This is a genomic window from Pseudomonas sp. SCA2728.1_7, from assembly GCF_018138145.1.
GTDB classification, from domain to species: Bacteria; Pseudomonadota; Gammaproteobacteria; order Pseudomonadales; family Pseudomonadaceae; genus Aquipseudomonas; species Aquipseudomonas koreensis_A.
In genome coordinates this window covers 6,078,493-6,095,499 of record NZ_CP073104.1, presented here as the reverse complement: position 1 = coordinate 6,095,499, position 17,007 = coordinate 6,078,493, and the positions used below count along the sequence as shown (strand labels likewise).

Genomic DNA, 17,007 nt, shown 5'->3' with positions numbered 1-17,007 from the left:
CACGTTCACAGTGATGATGGCGATTGCTGCGACGACACACAGATGAAATTCACCCTACCAAGCCTTGTTACAAGGCGATTCGGGAACCTCGGTATCCATACATGATCGACTATGCTTGAGCAGCGAAGGGAAACGGAAGTGGTTCAACACCCCATGGATATCAAATTCACCCACCGGCTGTCTTACAAGCAAGCCAGGCTTACCGTGCTGGTCGGGTTCATTCTGGGCACGCTGCTCAGCCTGCTGCAAATCGGCATCGATTATGCCAGTGAAGACGCCTCCATCAACCGTGAAATCCTGTCTTTGCTGGAAATCAGCCATAACCCGGCCTCACGGATCGCCTACAACATCGACGCCGAACTGGCGCAGGAACTGACCCTGGGCCTGCTGCGCTCGCCGGCGATCATTTCGGCGCAACTGATCGACAACAACAGCACGGTGCTGGCCAGCGTCAAACGCCCGGAACTGCAAAGCGGTTATCGGGTGATCAGCGACTTCCTGTTTGGCGCCAAACGCCAGTTCGAGGATCGTCTGTACCTGGATCATCTGCCCAACGAATCGCTCGGGGTGTTGAGCCTTGAGGTCGACACCTATGCCTTTGGCAGCCGTTTTCTGCGCCGGGCCGAGGTGACCCTGCTCAATGGCTTCGCCCGCAGCCTGATTCTCACCGGCATCCTGTTGGCGCTGTTCTACGTGATGCTGACCAAACCGTTGGTGCGGGTGATCCGCGAACTCAGTGGACGCGACCCGCGCAGCGCCGAGCCGACCACACTGGAGTGCCCGTCCGGCCACGGCAACGATGAAATCGGTGTGCTGGTCAAAGTCGCCAATCAGCAATTCGAGAACATTGCCACCGAGATCCAGCAGCGGCGCAACGCCGAAAACCGTCTGACCGACTACCTCGGGCAACTGGAAAACATCGTCTCGGCGCGCACCGCCGAACTCAAGGCAATCAACGCGCGGCTCAGCCAGTCCAATCAGGAACTCGAAGTCGCCCGCAGCACCGCGCTGGAAATGGCCGAGGCCCGCTCAGCGTTCCTCGCCAACATGAGCCATGAGATCCGCACGCCGCTCAACGGCCTGCTGGGGATGATCGCGCTGTCACTCGACGGCCCGTTGAATGCCGAACAACAGCAACAGCTGTCGATCGCCCACGATTCGGGCAAGGTGCTGGTCGAGTTGCTCAACGATATTCTCGACCTGTCGAAATTCGATGCCGGGCAACTGGAGCTTGAGCACATCCCGTTCGATCTCGGCTCATTGATCGAAGACACCGCCAACCTGCTGTCGCAGAATGCCGCGCCGAGCGTCGAGCTGACCTGCCTGATCGATCCGCACTTCCCGGCACTGGTGCTGGGCGATCCGACCCGCGTGCGGCAGATCGTCAGCAACCTGCTGTCCAACGCGCTGAAATTCACCCGCTTCGGCCGCGTGGATGTGCGCTTGTCGACCGACAAGGATGGCGTGCGCATCGAGGTCTGCGACACCGGCATCGGTATCGCCCAGGACGCGCAGCTGAAAATCTTCCAGCCGTTCACTCAAGCGGGTGCCGGCATCACTCGACAGTACGGCGGCACCGGACTGGGGCTGGCGCTGACCTACAACCTCTGCGAAGCGATGCAGGGGCGCCTGACCATCAGTTCCGAGACCGGGTTTGGCAGTCAGTTCTGTGCCGAGCTACCTCTGCCCTGCCATACCCGCGCGCTCGCCCCGGCGCCGCTGCACGGGAAAGTCCTCGCCATCACTGCAGCCAGCAGCGGTCTGGCGGAACTGTTGCAGAGTCTGCTGCCGGTCTGGGGCCTGGCGTATGAGCAGCGCACCATCGATGACTCACTGCTGGGTCTGACGCCGGACGTGGTGATTACCGATTGTCCTGAATGCCTGTTCGGATTACGCCCGACCCAAGGTGCGCCGATTTTGCTGGTGACCGCCTACGGCAGTTTTCTGCCGAGCGAAGAAGCGGCCGCCCTCGCCCCTCTGCAACAACAGGCACGGCCGTTGGCGCGCAACGCGCTCTACCAGAACCTGCGGCGCACTCTGCAACCGGACGTGGTCGCCATCAACGATGCACAACTCGAAACGTCGCCCTCGGTGCGCCGCGGGCGGGTGTTGCTGGTCGAGGACAACCCGGTCAATCAACTGGTGGCCAAAGGCATGCTCGGCAAACTCGGCTGCGAGGTCATCGTCGCCGCCCACGGTGCCGAAGCGCTGGATCAATTGGAGTATCACGAATTCGATCTGGTGCTGATGGACTGCAATATGCCCGTCATGGACGGCTACGAAGCCAGCCGGCAGATTCGCCAGAGCGGGCGCTGGCCGCACCTGCCCATCGTCGCCCTGACTGCCAACGCCATGTCCGAGGAACGTGAGCGCTGTCGCGCCGCCGGCATGAGTGACTATCTGGCCAAGCCGTTCCGCCGAGAAGAACTGGCGGCACTGCTCGATCAATGGATCCCGACTACGACAGCGCTTTGATCTGCCCCAACAAATGATCGAGGCCATCACGCAAGTCATTGAGCCGATCCAGATCCACCCCGCTGTCACACAGCAGACGGGCCTTGAGCGGCCCGACCTGCTCGCGCAAGGCTTGGCCGGCCGGTGTCAGGCTCAGGTGCACTTCCCGTTCGTCACGCGTCGAACGCTGGCGCTGCACCCACTGCAATTGCTGCAGACGCTTGAGCAACGGCGTCAGCGTGCCCGAGTCCAGCGCCAGGCGCTCGCCCAAGGCCTTGACGGTCGGTTGCTCCGGCGCGGCGTCCTGCCATTCCCACAACACCAGCATCGCCAGATACTGCGGGTAGGTCAGACCGAGCTGATCGAGCATCGGCTTGTAGGCACGAATCACCGCCCGGGAGGCGGCGTACAACTTGAAGCACAACTGGTTGTCGAGCTTCAGTGAATCGACCGGCAGGCTGTTCATTTGAGCAGAGCTTCGATCTCGCGGCTCAAGTCCTGCGGCTTGGTGGCCGGGGCGAAGCGCTTGACCAACTGGCCGTCCTTGCCGATGAGGAACTTGGTGAAATTCCACTTGATGCCTTGGGAGCCGAGTACGCCCGGGGCGCGTTTCTTCAACTGCACGAACAATGGATGTGCGCCGGCGCCGTTGACTTCGATCTTCTTGAACAGCGGGAAGCTGACACCAAAGTTCAGCTCGCAGAACTCGCTGATCGCCCCTTCGTTACCCGGCTCTTGCTTGCCGAACTGATTGCACGGAAAGCCCAGAACCACCAGGCCCTGGTCCTTGTAGGTCTGCCACAGTTCTTCGAGACCTTTGTATTGCGGGGTGAAACCACATTTGCTCGCGGTGTTGACCACCAGAACCGCTTTGCCGGCGAAATCGGCCAGGGTCTTTTGCTCACCTTTGATCGTGGTGCAGGGGATGTTCAGCAGGTTGTCGCTCATGGCATGGGGCTCCGCAGACAGTCGGGAAAGGCCAAACATAGCGAGCAATTAAATTGCGTGCAATTTAATTATCGAATAACAAGGCGACCCAAAGGTCGCCTTCGATCGTTTATGCGCGCGGTTCGAGGTTCAGGCACACCGAATTGATGCAATAACGCAGTCCGGTCGGCGGTGGACCGTCGGGGAACACATGGCCCAGATGCGCATCACAGCGCGCGCACTTCACTTCCGTGCGAATCATGCCGTGAGTGGTATCACGGATTTCGGTCATCGCGCTTTCGCCAATCGGCGCGTAGAAGCTCGGCCAGCCGCAGCCGGAGTCGAATTTGGTCTTGGAATCGAACAGCGGCTCATTGCAGCAAACGCAGTGGTAGACACCGTCGGTCTTGGTGTCGTTGTATTTGCCGGAGAACGGCCGCTCGGTCGCACTCAGACGACAAACGTTGTATTGCTCGGGGTCGAGCATCGCCCGCCATTCTTCCAGGGTTTTTTCCAACTTTTCCATCATCACACCTCAGCGGCTGAAAAAGCCCGATCTGTACCTTTTCCACGGATCGGGCGGCACGTATGATTGCGCCTCGTCACGCACCAGTCTGGCAGCCAGACCGGGCGCATTCAAACGGATTATGGGAGCCACGGCTCAAGACGTCCGCCTGTGTGAAAACACAGGAATCCCAGCACGGTTGTCCATTCGCCGCCTGGATCGTTCATTTTCGGGATCACATCGCCATGCAGTTCAGCAAATCGAACAAGCTCGCCAACGTCTGCTACGACATTCGCGGCCCGGTGCTCAAGCACGCCAAACGACTGGAAGAGGAAGGCCAGCGCATCCTCAAGCTGAACATCGGCAACCCGGCGCCGTTTGGTTTCGAAGCGCCGGACGAAATTCTTCAGGATGTGATCCGCAACCTGCCGACCGCGCAAGGCTACAGCGACTCCAAAGGCCTGTTCAGCGCGCGCAAAGCGGTGATGCAGTACTACCAGCAGAAGAATGTCGAAGGTGTCGGCATCGAAGACATCTACCTGGGCAACGGCGTGTCCGAGCTGATCGTGATGTCGCTGCAGGCGCTGCTCAACAACGGCGACGAAGTGCTGGTGCCCGCCCCGGACTATCCGCTGTGGACTGCCGCCGTCAGCCTCGCTGGCGGTAACGCCGTGCATTACCTGTGCGACGAAGGCGCCGACTGGTTCCCGGATCTGGCCGACATCAAGGCCAAGATCACCCCGAACACCAAAGCCATGGTGATCATCAACCCGAACAACCCGACCGGCGCGGTGTATTCGAAGGAAGTGTTGCTGGGCATGCTGGAAATTGCTCGCGCGCACAACCTGGTGGTGTTCTCCGACGAAATCTACGACAAGATTCTGTACGACGACGCCGTGCACATCTGCACCGCGTCACTGGCGCCAGATCTGCTGTGCCTGACCTTCAACGGTCTGTCGAAGTCGTATCGCGTGGCCGGTTTCCGTTCCGGCTGGATCGCCATCTCCGGGCCGAAGCACAACGCGCAAAGCTACATCGAAGGCATCGACATGCTGGCCAACATGCGTCTGTGCGCCAACGTGCCGAGTCAGCATGCGATCCAGACCGCTCTGGGCGGCTACCAGAGCATCAACGATCTGGTGCTGCCGCAGGGTCGTCTGCTGGAACAGCGTAATCGCACCTGGGAGTTGCTCAACGACATTCCGGGCGTGAGCTGCGTCAAGCCGATGGGCGCGCTGTATGCGTTCCCGAAAATCGATCCGAAAGTCTGCCCGATCCACAACGACGAGAAGTTCGTCCTCGACCTGCTGCTCTCCGAGAAGCTGCTGGTGGTGCAAGGCACGGCCTTCAACTGGCCGTGGCCGGATCACTTCCGCGTGGTCACCCTGCCTCGCGTCGATGATCTGGAAATGGCCATCGGCCGTATCGGCAACTTCCTCAAGTCCTACCGCCAGTAACTGGCCAGCAGTGCGCAACGGCCAAACGTTGCGCACTGTCTGATTCAGCAACACTTCTGCATTCCACCTCCGCGCACGCCTTCTACACTTGCGATTCATACCGCTTACCTGCGTCCGGCGTAATGGCGACGGGTCGCGGCTGGCCGTCATCCCTATCGTTTTCTGTCGTGGGAAATATGCCGAGCACCGAAGAATCCGCTGTAGGACACAGTTTGAAATAGTCACTCAGTTGAATAGCCCGGTGCGGCACCTTATATACCCCGCAGTACGCTACATCTTTAGCTTGAGGAGATTTCTACAACCATGATGCGCATCCTGCTGTTTTTGGCCACTAACCTGGCGGTCGTGCTGATAGCCAGCATCACCCTGAGCCTGTTCGGCTTCAACGGGTTCATGGCGGCCAACGGGGTTGATCTCGACCTTAGTCAGCTGCTGGTTTTCTGTGCAGTCTTTGGTTTCGCCGGCTCGCTGTTCTCGCTGTTCATCTCCAAGTGGATGGCGAAGATGAGCACCGGTACCCAGATCATCAGCCAGCCACGCACCCGGCATGAGCAATGGCTGCTGCAAACCGTCGAGCAACTGTCCCGCGAAGCCGGGATCAAGATGCCCGAAGTCGGCATTTTCCCGGCCTACGAAGCAAACGCCTTCGCCACCGGCTGGAACAAGAACGACGCGCTGGTCGCGGTCAGCCAGGGCTTGCTCGAGCGTTTCTCGCCCGATGAAGTGAAAGCTGTACTGGCCCACGAAATCGGTCACGTGGCCAATGGTGACATGGTCACCCTGGCGCTGATTCAAGGCGTGGTGAACACCTTCGTGATGTTCTTTGCGCGGATCATTGGCAATTTCGTCGACAAGGTGATTTTCAAGAACGAAGAAGGCCAGGGCATCGCTTACTACGTGGCGACCATCTTCGCCGAACTGGTACTGGGCATTCTCGCCAGTGCGATCGTCATGTGGTTCTCGCGCAAGCGCGAATTCCGTGCCGACGAAGCCGGCGCCCGTCTGGCCGGCACCAGCGCGATGATCGGTGCACTGCAACGTCTGCGCGCCGAACAGGGCCTGCCGGTGCACATGCCGGACACCCTGAACGCCTTTGGCATCAACGGTGGCATCAAACAGGGCTTCGCCCGCATGTTCATGAGCCACCCGCCGCTGGAAGAGCGTATCGACGCGCTGCGTCGTCGCGGTTGATCAGATTGGCGTAAAAACAAGAGGCCCGCAGTGATGCGGGCCTTTTTTTGCCTTGATCAATTGGCTGTTCTCACTGGCCTCATCGCGAGCAGGCTCACTCTTACAGGGTTCTGTGGCGGTCACACAATCTGCGATTCAGCACAAATCACTGTAGGAGTGAGCCTGCTCGCGATGAGGCCAGAAAATCCCACGCTATTTATCGGGAAGACACGCGGTACACCCGCTCCTCCAGCCGCGTCACGCCTGCCTGAAGGAACTTCCCGCTCTCGCCGAGCACATCCTGCCCCTCCAGCACCAGCACCTGCCAGGCATCCCCCAGCAACCGCTTGACCTCATCATCCCCCACCGCAAACGGCGGCCCCGGCATCTGCGCCTGATCGTAATCCAGCGTAATCAACAGCCCTTGCACACCCAACGGCAGGATCCGCTGAAGATGCGCCGCATAACGCTCACGCATCGGCGCTGGCAAGGCAATCAGTGCGGCACGGTCGTATATCGCCGTGCAATCGGCCACATCGCTCGCCGTCAGCGCAAAAAAATCCCCGCACCACAATTCGAAGGCATCGCTGCGATAGACCTTGAACGCGCCCTTCTCGCTGATCTGTGGCTGCACCTGATGCTCACTGAAAAAGTCTTCGATAGCCTTCTCCGACAACTCGATCCCGAGCACCTGATGACCGCGGCCTGCCAGCCACGCCAGATCCAGACTTTTCCCACACAAAGGCACGAGCACCCGCGCCGATGCCGGGGCCGCCCAGTGCCGCTGCAGATACGGGTTCACCTCGGGCAGATGAAAACCAATCTGCCCCGAAGCCCACTTCTTGTGCCAAAACTCAGGCTGCATGTATCACTCCCAATAATTCGATCAAAAAGCGTTAAAACTTATATTAGATTTAGATCAATGATCTGACTGAAGATGAGGCCATCTTAACGCTCAGGAACCCATCATGTTTCCCAGCCTGTTTATTTCCCACGGTTCGCCCATGCTGGCGCTGGAGCCCGGCGCCAGTGGCCCGGCGCTGGCGCGTCTGGCCGCCGAATTACCGAAACCCAAAGCCATCGTGATCGTCTCCGCCCATTGGGAAAGCCACGAACTGCTCGTCAGCAGCCATGCGCAACCGGAAACCTGGCACGACTTCGGCGGCTTTCCCCGCGCGCTGTTTGAAGTGCAGTACCCGGCGCCGGGCAATCCGCAGTTGGCCGCTGAGGTGGCCGATCTGTTGACTGCCAACAATCTGCCAGCGCGCCTTGATCCGCAACGTCCGTTCGATCACGGTGTCTGGGTGCCACTGTCGTTGATGTACCCGCTGGCGGATATCCCGGTGGTGCAAGTCTCGCTGCCGAGTCGCGCGGGCCCGGCGCTGCAAACCCGGGTCGGCCGAGCGCTGGCGAGCCTGCGTGATCAGGGTATTTTGCTCATTGGTTCCGGCAGCATCACCCACAACCTGCGTGAACTCGACTGGCACGCCGGCCCGGAAAGTGTCGAGCCGTGGGCGCGGGATTTTCGTGACTGGGTGATCGAGAAGTTGGCGGCCGACGATGAGGCGGCGCTGCATGATTATCGCCAGCAGGCGCCGCATGCGGTGCGCAGTCATCCGAGTGATGAGCATTTGTTGCCGCTGTATTTTGCCCGGGGCGCGGGCGGTGAGTTCAGCGTGGCGCACAAGGGCTTCACGATGGGTGCGTTAGGGATGGACATCTATCGTTTCGGTTGACGCTTTCGCGAGCAGGCTCGCTCCTACAAAGGCAAAAGGCAGGCAAAAAAAATCCCCGAACCAGTCGGGGATTTTTTATGTGCGATCAATCAGCCCAAGGGCGGATCAATCTTCGCGATAGCGACGCAGTTTCAGCTGCTTACCGGCAACGCGAGTGTCCTTCAGCTTGGTCAGGAGTTTGTCCAGACCATCTTCCGGCAGCTCGACGAGGCTGAAGCTGTCACGCACCTGGATGCGACCGATCGCTTCACGGGCCAGACCGCCTTCGTTGAGGATGGCGCCCAGCAGGTTCTTCGCAGCGATACCGTCACGCGCACCCAGCGCGGTACGGCAACGAGCACGGCCTTCGCCCAGAGGCATTGGCGCGCGACGCTCGCGGTCACCACGATCAGGACGATCACCGGTGCGCTCAGGACGGTCGCCACGCGGTGCGTTGTTCGGCACCAGTGGACGTTCCTTCTCGATCGCGGCCAGGTTCAGCGCTTGACCGTTGGTGGCTTTGCGCAGCAGCGCAGCAGCCAGAGCACGCGGAGTGCAGCCGATGTCTGCAGTCAGACGATCGAGCAGCTCACCGTGAGTCGACTCGGCATCAGCGACCAGCGGCGACAGGCTGTTGGTCAGTTTCTTGATGCGCGCATCGAGAACGGCTTGAGCGTCCGGCAGGCGTACTTCGGCAACTTTCTGACCGGTTACACGCTCGATCACTTGCAGCATGCGGCGCTCACGTGGAGTCACCAGCAGCAGTGCACGACCTTCGCGACCGGCACGGCCAGTACGGCCGATACGGTGAACGTAGGATTCCGGGTCGTACGGCATGTCAACGTTGAACACGTGAGTGATGCGCGGAACGTCCAGACCACGAGCAGCAACGTCGGTCGCAACAACGATGTCCAGACGGCCATCTTTCAGCGAGTCAATAACGCGCTCACGCTGGTTCTGGGCGATGTCACCGTTCAGCGCTGCGGCTTTGTAGCCTTTGGCGTCGAGGGCGCTGGCCAGATCCAGGGTCGCTTGCTTGGTGCGCACGAACATGATCAGAGCGTCGAAATCTTCCACTTCCAGCAAGCTGAGAACGGCCGAAGTCTTCTGGTCAGCGTGAACCAACAGGTGAGCCTGTTCGATCGCGGTAACGGTCTGGGTCTTGGTCTGGATCTTCACGTGTTGCGGATCGCGCAGGTGGCGTTCGGCAATGGCGCGGATCGACTGCGGCAGGGTAGCCGAGAACAAAACAGTCTGACGGGTCGCTGGCAGAGCCTTGAAGATGACTTCCAGGTCATCCATGAAGCCCAGTTTCAACATTTCGTCAGCTTCGTCGAGAACCAGGTGGTTCACGGTCGACAGAACTTTTTCGTCGCGACGCAGGTGGTCGCACAGACGGCCCGGAGTGGCGACAACGATCTGTGCGCCATTACGGATTGCTTTCAGTTGCGGGCCCATCGGCGCGCCGCCGTAAACGGCCACAACGGTAACGCCCGGCATTTGCTTGGCGTAGGTTTCAAAAGCGGTTGCTACTTGCAGCGCCAACTCACGAGTTGGCGCCAGGATCAGGGCTTGCGGTTCGCGCTTGGCAGGATCGATGCGGTGCAGGATAGGCAGTGCGAACGCGGCGGTTTTACCGGTACCGGTTTGCGCCTGGCCAATCATGTCCTGGCCGGCCATGATGATCGGGATCGATTGCTGCTGAATCGCCGAAGGCTCTTCGTAGCCGGTCGCTGCGACGGCTGCAAGAATATTCGGATTAAGATTAAAAGCGGCGAATCCGCCGGTTTCCTGGGTCATGGGTCTGCCTCTAAGTGCATCCGCAAAGACCCATGCTCCAAAGCTGCGCATGCCGTGTTGAGACTCAAGAGTCGCCCTGGCAGCTTTGTCGGCGGGGATTTGCGAAAACGAATGAATGAAAAAAAGAATCGTCCGGGAAGAGCCCGCAATGCGGACGTGCAGCCGAAGCTGACTTCGGGAAATTGCGCTACCTAAACGCGGCCCGGTTAAAGGCCGGCGCGCACTATACCGGATTTTGCCCAAAAAGGGAGCTTTTTTTATCGTCAAAATACCTGTGTCACCGCTGTGTAACGGGGTTTTGCGGATAATCGCGCCAAGGTCTATTTTTCAAAGGCCCGGCCCTGCGGGCGATGACGCTAAAACGATTCACCGACGTGCGGCATACCGTCGCTGCACCCGCCCTTCCCGCTCGAGGATTTCGCCATGAATCAGCCCTGCCCCGGCCGCGTCAGCCGAGAACGCCGTGGTCACGTCCATCTGATTGGCCTGGATCGAGCGGCCAAGCGCAATGCTTTCGACCTCGACCTGCTCAATGACCTGAGCCTGGCCTACGGCGAGTTCGAGGCCGACAGTGAAGCGCGGGTAGCGGTGGTGTTTGGCCACGGCGAACACTTTACCGCCGGTCTGGATCTGATCAATGCCAGCTCCGCTCTCGCCCAAGGCTGGCAGGTTCCGACCGGCGGTTGCGATCCGTGGGGTGTTTTCGTCGGACCACGGTTAAGCAAACCGGTGATTGTCGCCGCTCAGGGCTACTGCCTGACCATCGGCATCGAGCTGATGCTAGCGGCGGATATCAACCTGTGTGCGAGCAATACCCGCTTCGCGCAGATGGAAGTGCAGCGTGGGATTTTTCCTTTTGGTGGCGCGACTTTACGTTTTCAGCAGATCGCCGGATGGGGCAATGCGATGCGCTGGCTGCTGACCGGCGATGAGTTCGATGCGCACGAGGCGTTGCATCTGGGCCTGGTGCAGGAAGTCATGGCCAGTGAGGACCTGTTGCCGCGGGCGATTGAATTGGCTGAGCGGATTGCCCGGCAAGCGCCGTTGGGGGTGCAGGCGACGTTGATGTCGGCGCGGCAGGCGCGGTATGAGGGTGAGACGGCGGCGGCGCAAGGGCTGCCGGCGCTGGTGAAGAAGTTGTTGGCCAGTGAGGATGCCAAGGAAGGGGTGAGGTCGCTGGTGGAGCGGCGACCTGGAGTCTTCAAGGGGATCTGAAAAATTTGGCGCCTGCCATGACGCCATCGCGAGCAGGCTCACTCCTACAAGGGAACGCATTTCAATGTAGGAGTGAGCCTGCTCGCGATAGGGCCAGCAAGGCCAGCAGCCTCAGGTGGCCGGGCGAATACTGTTGATCAACGACTGCAACGAATACCCCAACCGCGGTGCCAAGGCTTCAGCCCGGGCAGTCAACGCCTGCATATCCAGTTCCTGATCGAGGTCCGCCGGCACCAGCAAAATCACATTGCCCTCCTTCACCGGCAACTCCCAGTAATGCCGGTGATAGAGCCCACGCAACAACGCCGCACCCAATGGTCTGCCATCATCGGTGGCCCACTGATTGATTACCAGCCAGCCCCCCGGATTCAGGCGCTTCTGACAGTCGCCGAGAAAACTCCAGGCCAGATGGCCGACACCCGGGCCGACATCGGTATACAGGTCGACAAAGATCAGATCCGCAGGCTCGGCGGTCGGCAGCAGTTCCAGCGCATCGCCGACGCGAATGTACAGCCGTGGATCATCGTCCAGCCCAAGGTATTCGATCGCCAGACGCGGCACATCCGGACGCAGTTCAATGGCTTCGACATCGTCCAGCGGCAGGAACTTGAGACAGGCCTGCGTCAGCGTACCGGCACCCAGCCCGAGGAACAGCGCACTCTCCGGCTGCTCATGGCACAACGCACCGATCAGCATCGCCCGGGTGTAATCGTATTCGAGCCAGCTCGGGTCGGCGGTGAAAACGCAGCTCTGCTCGATGGCATCGCCGAACTCGAGAAAGCGGTAGTCAGCCACTTCCAGCACGCGAATCACGCCGAACTCATCCTGTACTTCGGCGAGCAGATGCTCGACGCGCTCCTCAGTCATTTCGTCTCCTGATGGTCACCGGGCGCGGTGACGCGATGGCACCGCTGTGGCGCCGTGGCAAAGCGGCGATTGTCGGCGATGGGGCGGGAGCAGGTCACGCACTAATTGCTGCTACCATGGGCTTCCCGTGCGTAGAACCAATTAGAGACCGTGATGAGCCAACCGTGGAGCCCTGACAGCTGGCGCGCCCTGCCGATCCAGCAACAACCGCAATACCCCGACGCCGCGCACCTGCGCCAGGTCGAGCAAACCCTGGCCAGTTATCCGCCGCTGGTGTTTGCCGGTGAGGCGCGCGAACTGCGTCGACAGTTTGCCGAGGTCACCCAGGGCCGGGCGTTCTTGCTGCAGGGCGGCGATTGCGCGGAAAGCTTTGCTGAATTCTCCGCGGCAAAAATTCGCGACACTTTTAAAGTGTTGCTGCAGATGGCGATCGTCATGACCTTCGCCGCCGGTTGCCCGGTGGTCAAGGTCGGGCGCATGGCCGGTCAGTTCGCCAAGCCGCGCTCGGCCAATGACGAGACCATCGACGGCGTGACACTGCCGGCTTATCGCGGCGACATCGTCAACGGCATCGGCTTCGACGAAAAGAGCCGCGTGCCGGATCCCGAGCGTCTGCTGCAGTCCTATCACCAGTCCACCGCGACCCTGAACCTGCTGCGCGCATTCGCTCAGGGCGGCTTTGCCGATCTGCATCAGGTGCACAAGTGGAACCTCGATTTCATCGCCAACTCGGCGCTGGCCGAGAAGTACAGCCACCTCGCCGACCGCATCGATGAAACCCTGGCGTTCATGCGCGCCTGTGGCATGGACAGCTCGCCGCAACTGCGCGAAACCAGTTTCTTCACCGCCCACGAAGCGTTGCTGCTGAACTACGAAGAAGCCTTCGTGCGTCGCGACAGCCTGACCAACGATTACTACGATTGCTCGGCGCACATGCTGTGGATCGGCGACCGCACCCGTCAGCTCGACGGCGCGCATGTCGAATTCCTCCGTGGCGTGAACAACCCGATCGGCGTGAAGGTCGGCCCGAGCATGGACCCCGACGATCTGATCCGCCTGATCGATGTGCTCAACCCGGACAACGATCCGGGGCGCTTGAACCTGATTGCGCGGATGGGCGCGAACAAGGTCGGCGATCATCTGCCAGCGCTGATCCGCGCGGTGCAGCGTGAAGGCAAGCAAGTGCTGTGGAGTTCCGACCCGATGCACGGCAACACCATCAAGGCCAGCAGCGGTTACAAGACCCGCGACTTCGCGCAGATCCTTGGCGAGGTGAAGCAGTTCTTCCAGGTGCACGAAGCCGAAGGCAGTTATGCCGGCGGCATTCATATTGAAATGACCGGGCAGAATGTCACCGAGTGTATAGGTGGCGCACGGCCGATTACCGAAGATGGCTTGTCGGATCGCTATCACACCCACTGTGATCCGCGGATGAATGCCGATCAGTCGCTTGAGTTGGCGTTTTTGATTGCCGAAACCCTCAAGCAGGTTCGCCGCTAGACTGCGTCGCCTCTTTCGCAAGCAGGCTCGCTCCCACACTGGATCTGTGTCGTACACACAACCCATGTGGGAGCGAGCCTGCTCGCGAAGAGGCCAACTCAGACACCACCAATCTCTGCCAATGCCACCCGCAACCGCGCCGCACTCTCGCGCTGACAATTCAACTGCACCCGCGCCAGCCCGAGCCAATCTGCCATCTGCCGCAAATTCACGGCCAGCGCCAACATCCCTTCTTCATCCAGCCCCGGCTCTTCCTCGTGCACCGCATGCACCGCCAACTGCCCCGCCGCCCGCTCGGCGCGCAAATCAACCCGCGCAGCAATCCGCTCGTTGTGCAAAAACGGCAACACGTAATAGCCGTAAACCCGCTTGTCCTGCGGCGTGTAAATCTCCAGCCGATAGCGAAAATCAAACAACCGCTCAGTCCGGCTGCGCTCCCAGATCAATGAATCGAAGGGCGACAACAATGCACTGGCCGCCACCTTGCGCGGGACTTTCGGTTCCGGCAGGCAATAGGCGATCTGTCGCCAACCAGCAACTTCGCACATTTGCAATTGCCCCGCCTCGACCAGCTCAGCCAGTCGCGGCCGTGCATCCGCCGGATTCAGACGGAAGTAATCACGCAGGTCCTTTTCAGTGCCGACGCCCAAGGCCTGCGCCGCATGCAACAGCAATCCTCGCTGCGCCTCGGTTTCATCCGGCAACGCTTGCTGCAAAATAGAAGACGGGATCACCCGCTCCGGCAAATCATACAAACGCTCAAAACCACGCCGCCCCGCTACCGTCACTTCGCCCGCCGCAAACAACCATTCCAGTGCATGTTTTTCCGCGCTCCAGTCCCACCATGGCCCGGCCTTGTCTTCGCGAGTCGACAAGCTGCCGGCGCCCAGCGCGCCCTGCTCTTCCACCGAACTCAACACCCGGCGAACAACGTCCTGCTGCTCGCGACCGAATTTCGCCAGTTGCTGATAAATATCCTCGCCGCGCCTGGCTCGCTGCATCCGCCAAGCCATCAACGGATACATCAACAGCGGCAGCAATGACGCTTCATGTCCCCAGTATTCAAACAGCGTCCGACGTCGCCCCGAACTCCAGGCAGCCTGGTCGAGCAAATCAGAAGAATAGGAACCGAGACGGGAAAACAGCGGCAGGTAGTGCGAGCGCACCACGGCGTTGACGGAATCGATTTGCAGCAAGCCCAGCCGTTCGATCAGCCCGTTGACGTGAGCGGCTTTGACCGTCGGCGGCTGGCGCCCGTTGAAGCCTTGGGCTGCCAGCGCCAGTCGTCGCGCCTGTTTGAGGGAAAAGGATACTGTTGCGGGCATGAGCATCTCCTTGTCTGCTCGCAACCTACCTCACTGGAAGTGGGTTTGTGTAGCGCTCTGCTCATCATTTATGCAGCGGTCATTTATGCATCGGGTCATCCCAGAACGGCCGCACGGCTTCGTGTTCAACGTCGGCACGACTGACGCCGATGTCCTTCAACGCTTCGTCGCTCAGACTGGCGAGCAACTCGCGTTCACGGTGCAGTTCGTACCAGCGGCTAAACTTGTGCAGCAGGTCGGAAACGATATGGCCGTGGCCGGAAAATTTTGCGTCGTCTACATACTCTCTTTGACCTTTCATCGTGTTGCCTCCTTTGTGGATGGCTCAAGTCTCGCGCCAGCGCTAAGATCAATCCAACGAATGTTTCTGATGACATGCATCACGGAGATTCATCAATTGTCGGCCTACCCCAGTATCGATACCGATGTCCTGCGCACCTTCGTCGCCATTGCCGATCAGGGCGGTTTCACCCGCGCCGGCGAAATGGTCAACCGCACGCAATCGGCGGTGAGCATGCAGATGAAGCGTCTGGAAGAAGACGTGTTGCAGCGTCAGTTGTTCGAGCGCGACGGCCGTCAGGTGCGCCTGACCGCTGAGGGCCAGGTGCTGCTCGGTTACGCGCGGCGCATCCTCAAGTTGCACAGCGAAGTGTTCAACACCTTGCGCGAACCACACATGGTCGGCACGGTCCGCATCGGTACGCCGGATGATTACGTGATGCGTTTTCTGCCGGGGATTCTGTCGCGGTTCGCGCAGTTCTATCCGTTGATCCAGATCGAAGTGCATTGCGAGTCGACCAAACAACTGCTGCAGCGCACCGACCTGGACTTGTCGATCGTTACTCGTGAGCCCGGCAACGAGATCGGCCAGTTGCTGCGCAAGGAGCGGTTTGTCTGGGCCGAGGCGCAGAATTTCAGCGCCCACGAACAAACACCGCTGCCCCTGGCGATGTTCAACAGTGATTGCTTCTGCCGCTTGTGGGCGTGCAATGCGCTGGATGCGATGGGCCGCGATTACCGCATCGCTTACAACAGCACCAGCCTTTCAGCATTGATGGCGGTGGTGAGCGCCGGTCTGGCGATCACCGCGCAACTGGAAAGCCTGATCACCCCGGACATGCGCATTCTCGGCGCCGACCAAGACCTGCCGTTGTTGCCGGAGGCCAGCATCATGCTGGTGCGCAACCTGAACAATCCGTCACCGATCACCGAGTGCCTGGCCGAGCACATCGTCGAAGGCTTCAAACTTTAAACGCGAGCATCACCGCACACAGCACCAGGAAACCGCAGAACAGCCCGCGCAGGAGTTTTTCCGGCATGGCGTGGGCGACTTTCACTCCCCAACTGATGCTGGCCAGACCGCCGATCGCCAGTGGCAGACCGATCATCCAGTCGACTTCGTGGTGCACCGCGTAGGTCACCAGGGTCACGCCAGTGCTTGGCAAGGCCAGCGCCAGCGACAGACCTTGAGCGACGACTTGCGTGGTGCCAAACAGGCTGGTCAGCACTGGCGTCGCGACCACCGCCCCGCCCACCCCGAACAATCCGCCCATGGTGCCGGACGCCGCGCCAAGCACGCCAAGCCAAGGCCAGGAATAACGCATTTCAGACGTCGCAGCGGGTTGCTTGCCGAACATCTTTAGCAGGTTGTACACCGAGAGCACCACGAGGAAAGCGACAAAGCCGATGCGCATGGTTTGCGCATCGATGCCCACCGCCCAGATCGAACCGATCCAGGCAAAGCAGAAGCCCATCACCGCCAAAGGCAACGCATGCCGCAGTTCGATGCGATTGCGCTGGTGATAACGCCACAGCGCCAGCATCACGTTCGGCACCACCATGACCAGCGCGGTGCCTTGGGCGATCTGCTGATCCAAGCCAAACCATACGCCAAGCAACGGAATCGCGATCAAACCACCACCGATACCGAATATTCCGCCGAGTGTGCCGAGGGCGGCGCCAAACAGCAGGTACAACACAAACTCCATCACGGCCAATTCCTCTTACGTCAGGCGAATCATCCTACGCAGTCGCGGCTGGCGGGGAAACGCACAGCAACGCACAATGGCTAT

Annotated in this window: 16 protein-coding genes; 7 read left to right on the top strand and 9 right to left on the bottom strand. The window is 60.2% G+C overall.

Annotated features, from left to right (window positions below; all coding sequences use genetic code 11):
- The first annotated feature begins 153 nt into the window (after window positions 1-153).
- A complete protein-coding gene (locus KBP52_RS27325; protein WP_116030540.1) occupies window positions 154-2,475 on the top strand; it encodes a response regulator in 2,322 nt (773 codons plus the stop codon).
- Here the strand turns inward: KBP52_RS27325 and KBP52_RS27320 are convergent.
- The 3 genes from KBP52_RS27320 to msrB all read right to left on the bottom strand — a co-directional run bounded on the left by KBP52_RS27320 (window position 2,459) and on the right by msrB (window position 3,907).
- Window positions 2,459-2,920 carry a MarR family transcriptional regulator gene (locus KBP52_RS27320; RefSeq protein ID WP_123595287.1) on the bottom strand — a complete coding sequence of 154 codons (462 nt, stop codon included), beginning with the start codon at window positions 2,918-2,920 and terminating at the stop codon, window positions 2,459-2,461. The genes KBP52_RS27325 and KBP52_RS27320 overlap by 17 nt on opposite strands.
- A complete protein-coding gene (locus KBP52_RS27315) occupies window positions 2,917-3,402 on the bottom strand; it encodes a glutathione peroxidase (protein ID WP_034155230.1) in 486 nt (161 codons plus the stop codon). Before KBP52_RS27315 ends, KBP52_RS27320 begins: the two co-directional genes overlap by 4 nt.
- A gap of 109 nt (window positions 3,403-3,511) precedes the next feature.
- Window positions 3,512-3,907, bottom strand: coding sequence for a peptide-methionine (R)-S-oxide reductase MsrB (msrB, locus tag KBP52_RS27310; protein ID WP_034155231.1), 396 nt, complete (start codon window positions 3,905-3,907; stop codon window positions 3,512-3,514).
- Window positions 3,908-4,131: 224 nt separating this feature from the next.
- Here msrB and KBP52_RS27305 point away from each other — a divergent pair, with 224 nt between their 5' ends.
- On the top strand, window positions 4,132-5,343 hold the full coding sequence (locus KBP52_RS27305) for a pyridoxal phosphate-dependent aminotransferase (protein WP_007908620.1): 1,212 nt from the start codon (window positions 4,132-4,134) through the stop codon (window positions 5,341-5,343).
- A 303-nt stretch (window positions 5,344-5,646) separates the two neighbouring features.
- Window positions 5,647-6,534: a protease HtpX gene (htpX, locus tag KBP52_RS27300; protein WP_007908619.1), complete on the top strand. Its 888-nt coding sequence runs from the start codon at window positions 5,647-5,649 to the stop codon at window positions 6,532-6,534.
- A 196-nt stretch (window positions 6,535-6,730) separates the two neighbouring features.
- On the opposite strand, the gene KBP52_RS27295 is transcribed toward htpX, so the two are convergent.
- A complete protein-coding gene (locus KBP52_RS27295; RefSeq protein WP_212621367.1) occupies window positions 6,731-7,378 on the bottom strand; it encodes a thiopurine S-methyltransferase in 648 nt (215 codons plus the stop codon).
- A 103-nt stretch (window positions 7,379-7,481) separates the two neighbouring features.
- Between KBP52_RS27295 and KBP52_RS27290 the strand changes: the two genes are divergently transcribed.
- Entirely contained in the window at window positions 7,482-8,249 is a 768-nt protein-coding gene (locus KBP52_RS27290; RefSeq protein ID WP_212621366.1) for a class III extradiol ring-cleavage dioxygenase, read from the top strand.
- Between the two features lie 105 nt (window positions 8,250-8,354).
- On the opposite strand, the gene KBP52_RS27285 is transcribed toward KBP52_RS27290, so the two are convergent.
- On the bottom strand, window positions 8,355-10,028 hold the full coding sequence (locus tag KBP52_RS27285; protein WP_008088238.1) for a DEAD/DEAH box helicase: 1,674 nt from the start codon (window positions 10,026-10,028) through the stop codon (window positions 8,355-8,357).
- A gap of 423 nt (window positions 10,029-10,451) precedes the next feature.
- Here KBP52_RS27285 and KBP52_RS27280 point away from each other — a divergent pair, with 423 nt between their 5' ends.
- Window positions 10,452-11,243, top strand: coding sequence for a crotonase/enoyl-CoA hydratase family protein (locus KBP52_RS27280; RefSeq protein WP_212621365.1), 792 nt, complete (start codon window positions 10,452-10,454; stop codon window positions 11,241-11,243).
- 111 nt (window positions 11,244-11,354) lie between these two features.
- Here KBP52_RS27280 and KBP52_RS27275 read toward each other — a convergent pair whose 3' ends face one another.
- Window positions 11,355-12,110 carry a spermidine synthase gene (locus tag KBP52_RS27275; protein WP_212621364.1) on the bottom strand — a complete coding sequence of 252 codons (756 nt, stop codon included), beginning with the start codon at window positions 12,108-12,110 and terminating at the stop codon, window positions 11,355-11,357.
- Window positions 12,111-12,263: 153 nt separating this feature from the next.
- On the opposite strand from KBP52_RS27275, the gene KBP52_RS27270 reads away from it, so the two are divergent.
- On the top strand, window positions 12,264-13,610 hold the full coding sequence (locus KBP52_RS27270) for a 3-deoxy-7-phosphoheptulonate synthase class II (protein ID WP_077573929.1): 1,347 nt from the start codon (window positions 12,264-12,266) through the stop codon (window positions 13,608-13,610).
- A 98-nt stretch (window positions 13,611-13,708) separates the two neighbouring features.
- Here the strand turns inward: KBP52_RS27270 and KBP52_RS27265 are convergent, their stop codons facing one another.
- The gene (locus tag KBP52_RS27265) at window positions 13,709-14,935 is read right to left on the bottom strand and encodes a winged helix-turn-helix domain-containing protein (RefSeq protein WP_212621363.1); all 1,227 of its coding nucleotides are present in this window, start codon (window positions 14,933-14,935) and stop codon (window positions 13,709-13,711) included.
- A 79-nt stretch (window positions 14,936-15,014) separates the two neighbouring features.
- Window positions 15,015-15,236, bottom strand: coding sequence for a DUF1127 domain-containing protein (locus KBP52_RS27260; RefSeq protein WP_123453015.1), 222 nt, complete (start codon window positions 15,234-15,236; stop codon window positions 15,015-15,017).
- A gap of 96 nt (window positions 15,237-15,332) precedes the next feature.
- Between KBP52_RS27260 and KBP52_RS27255 the strand changes: the two genes are divergently transcribed.
- Window positions 15,333-16,187, top strand: coding sequence for a LysR substrate-binding domain-containing protein (locus KBP52_RS27255; protein WP_172680137.1), 855 nt, complete (start codon window positions 15,333-15,335; stop codon window positions 16,185-16,187).
- Here the strand turns inward: KBP52_RS27255 and KBP52_RS27250 are convergent.
- Complete coding sequence (locus KBP52_RS27250; RefSeq protein WP_185057890.1) at window positions 16,177-16,926, bottom strand: sulfite exporter TauE/SafE family protein; 750 nt, start codon at window positions 16,924-16,926, stop codon at window positions 16,177-16,179. The two genes, KBP52_RS27255 and KBP52_RS27250, sit on opposite strands and share 11 nt — an antisense overlap.
- Window positions 16,927-17,007: the final 81 nt, after the last annotated feature.

Coding starts and splice junctions, on each gene's coding strand:
- KBP52_RS27325 (WP_116030540.1), top strand. CDS start 154: ATGGATATCAAATTCACCCACCGGCTGTCTTACAAGCAAGCCAGGCTT.
- KBP52_RS27320 (WP_123595287.1), bottom strand. CDS start 2,920: ATGAACAGCCTGCCGGTCGATTCACTGAAGCTCGACAACCAGTTGTGC.
- KBP52_RS27315 (WP_034155230.1), bottom strand. CDS start 3,402: ATGAGCGACAACCTGCTGAACATCCCCTGCACCACGATCAAAGGTGAG.
- msrB (WP_034155231.1), bottom strand. CDS start 3,907: ATGGAAAAGTTGGAAAAAACCCTGGAAGAATGGCGGGCGATGCTCGAC.
- KBP52_RS27305 (WP_007908620.1), top strand. CDS start 4,132: ATGCAGTTCAGCAAATCGAACAAGCTCGCCAACGTCTGCTACGACATT.
- htpX (WP_007908619.1), top strand. CDS start 5,647: ATGATGCGCATCCTGCTGTTTTTGGCCACTAACCTGGCGGTCGTGCTG.
- KBP52_RS27295 (WP_212621367.1), bottom strand. CDS start 7,378: ATGCAGCCTGAGTTTTGGCACAAGAAGTGGGCTTCGGGGCAGATTGGT.
- KBP52_RS27290 (WP_212621366.1), top strand. CDS start 7,482: ATGTTTCCCAGCCTGTTTATTTCCCACGGTTCGCCCATGCTGGCGCTG.
- KBP52_RS27285 (WP_008088238.1), bottom strand. CDS start 10,028: ATGACCCAGGAAACCGGCGGATTCGCCGCTTTTAATCTTAATCCGAAT.
- KBP52_RS27280 (WP_212621365.1), top strand. CDS start 10,452: ATGAATCAGCCCTGCCCCGGCCGCGTCAGCCGAGAACGCCGTGGTCAC.
- KBP52_RS27275 (WP_212621364.1), bottom strand. CDS start 12,110: ATGACTGAGGAGCGCGTCGAGCATCTGCTCGCCGAAGTACAGGATGAG.
- KBP52_RS27270 (WP_077573929.1), top strand. CDS start 12,264: ATGAGCCAACCGTGGAGCCCTGACAGCTGGCGCGCCCTGCCGATCCAG.
- KBP52_RS27265 (WP_212621363.1), bottom strand. CDS start 14,935: ATGCCCGCAACAGTATCCTTTTCCCTCAAACAGGCGCGACGACTGGCG.
- KBP52_RS27260 (WP_123453015.1), bottom strand. CDS start 15,236: ATGAAAGGTCAAAGAGAGTATGTAGACGACGCAAAATTTTCCGGCCAC.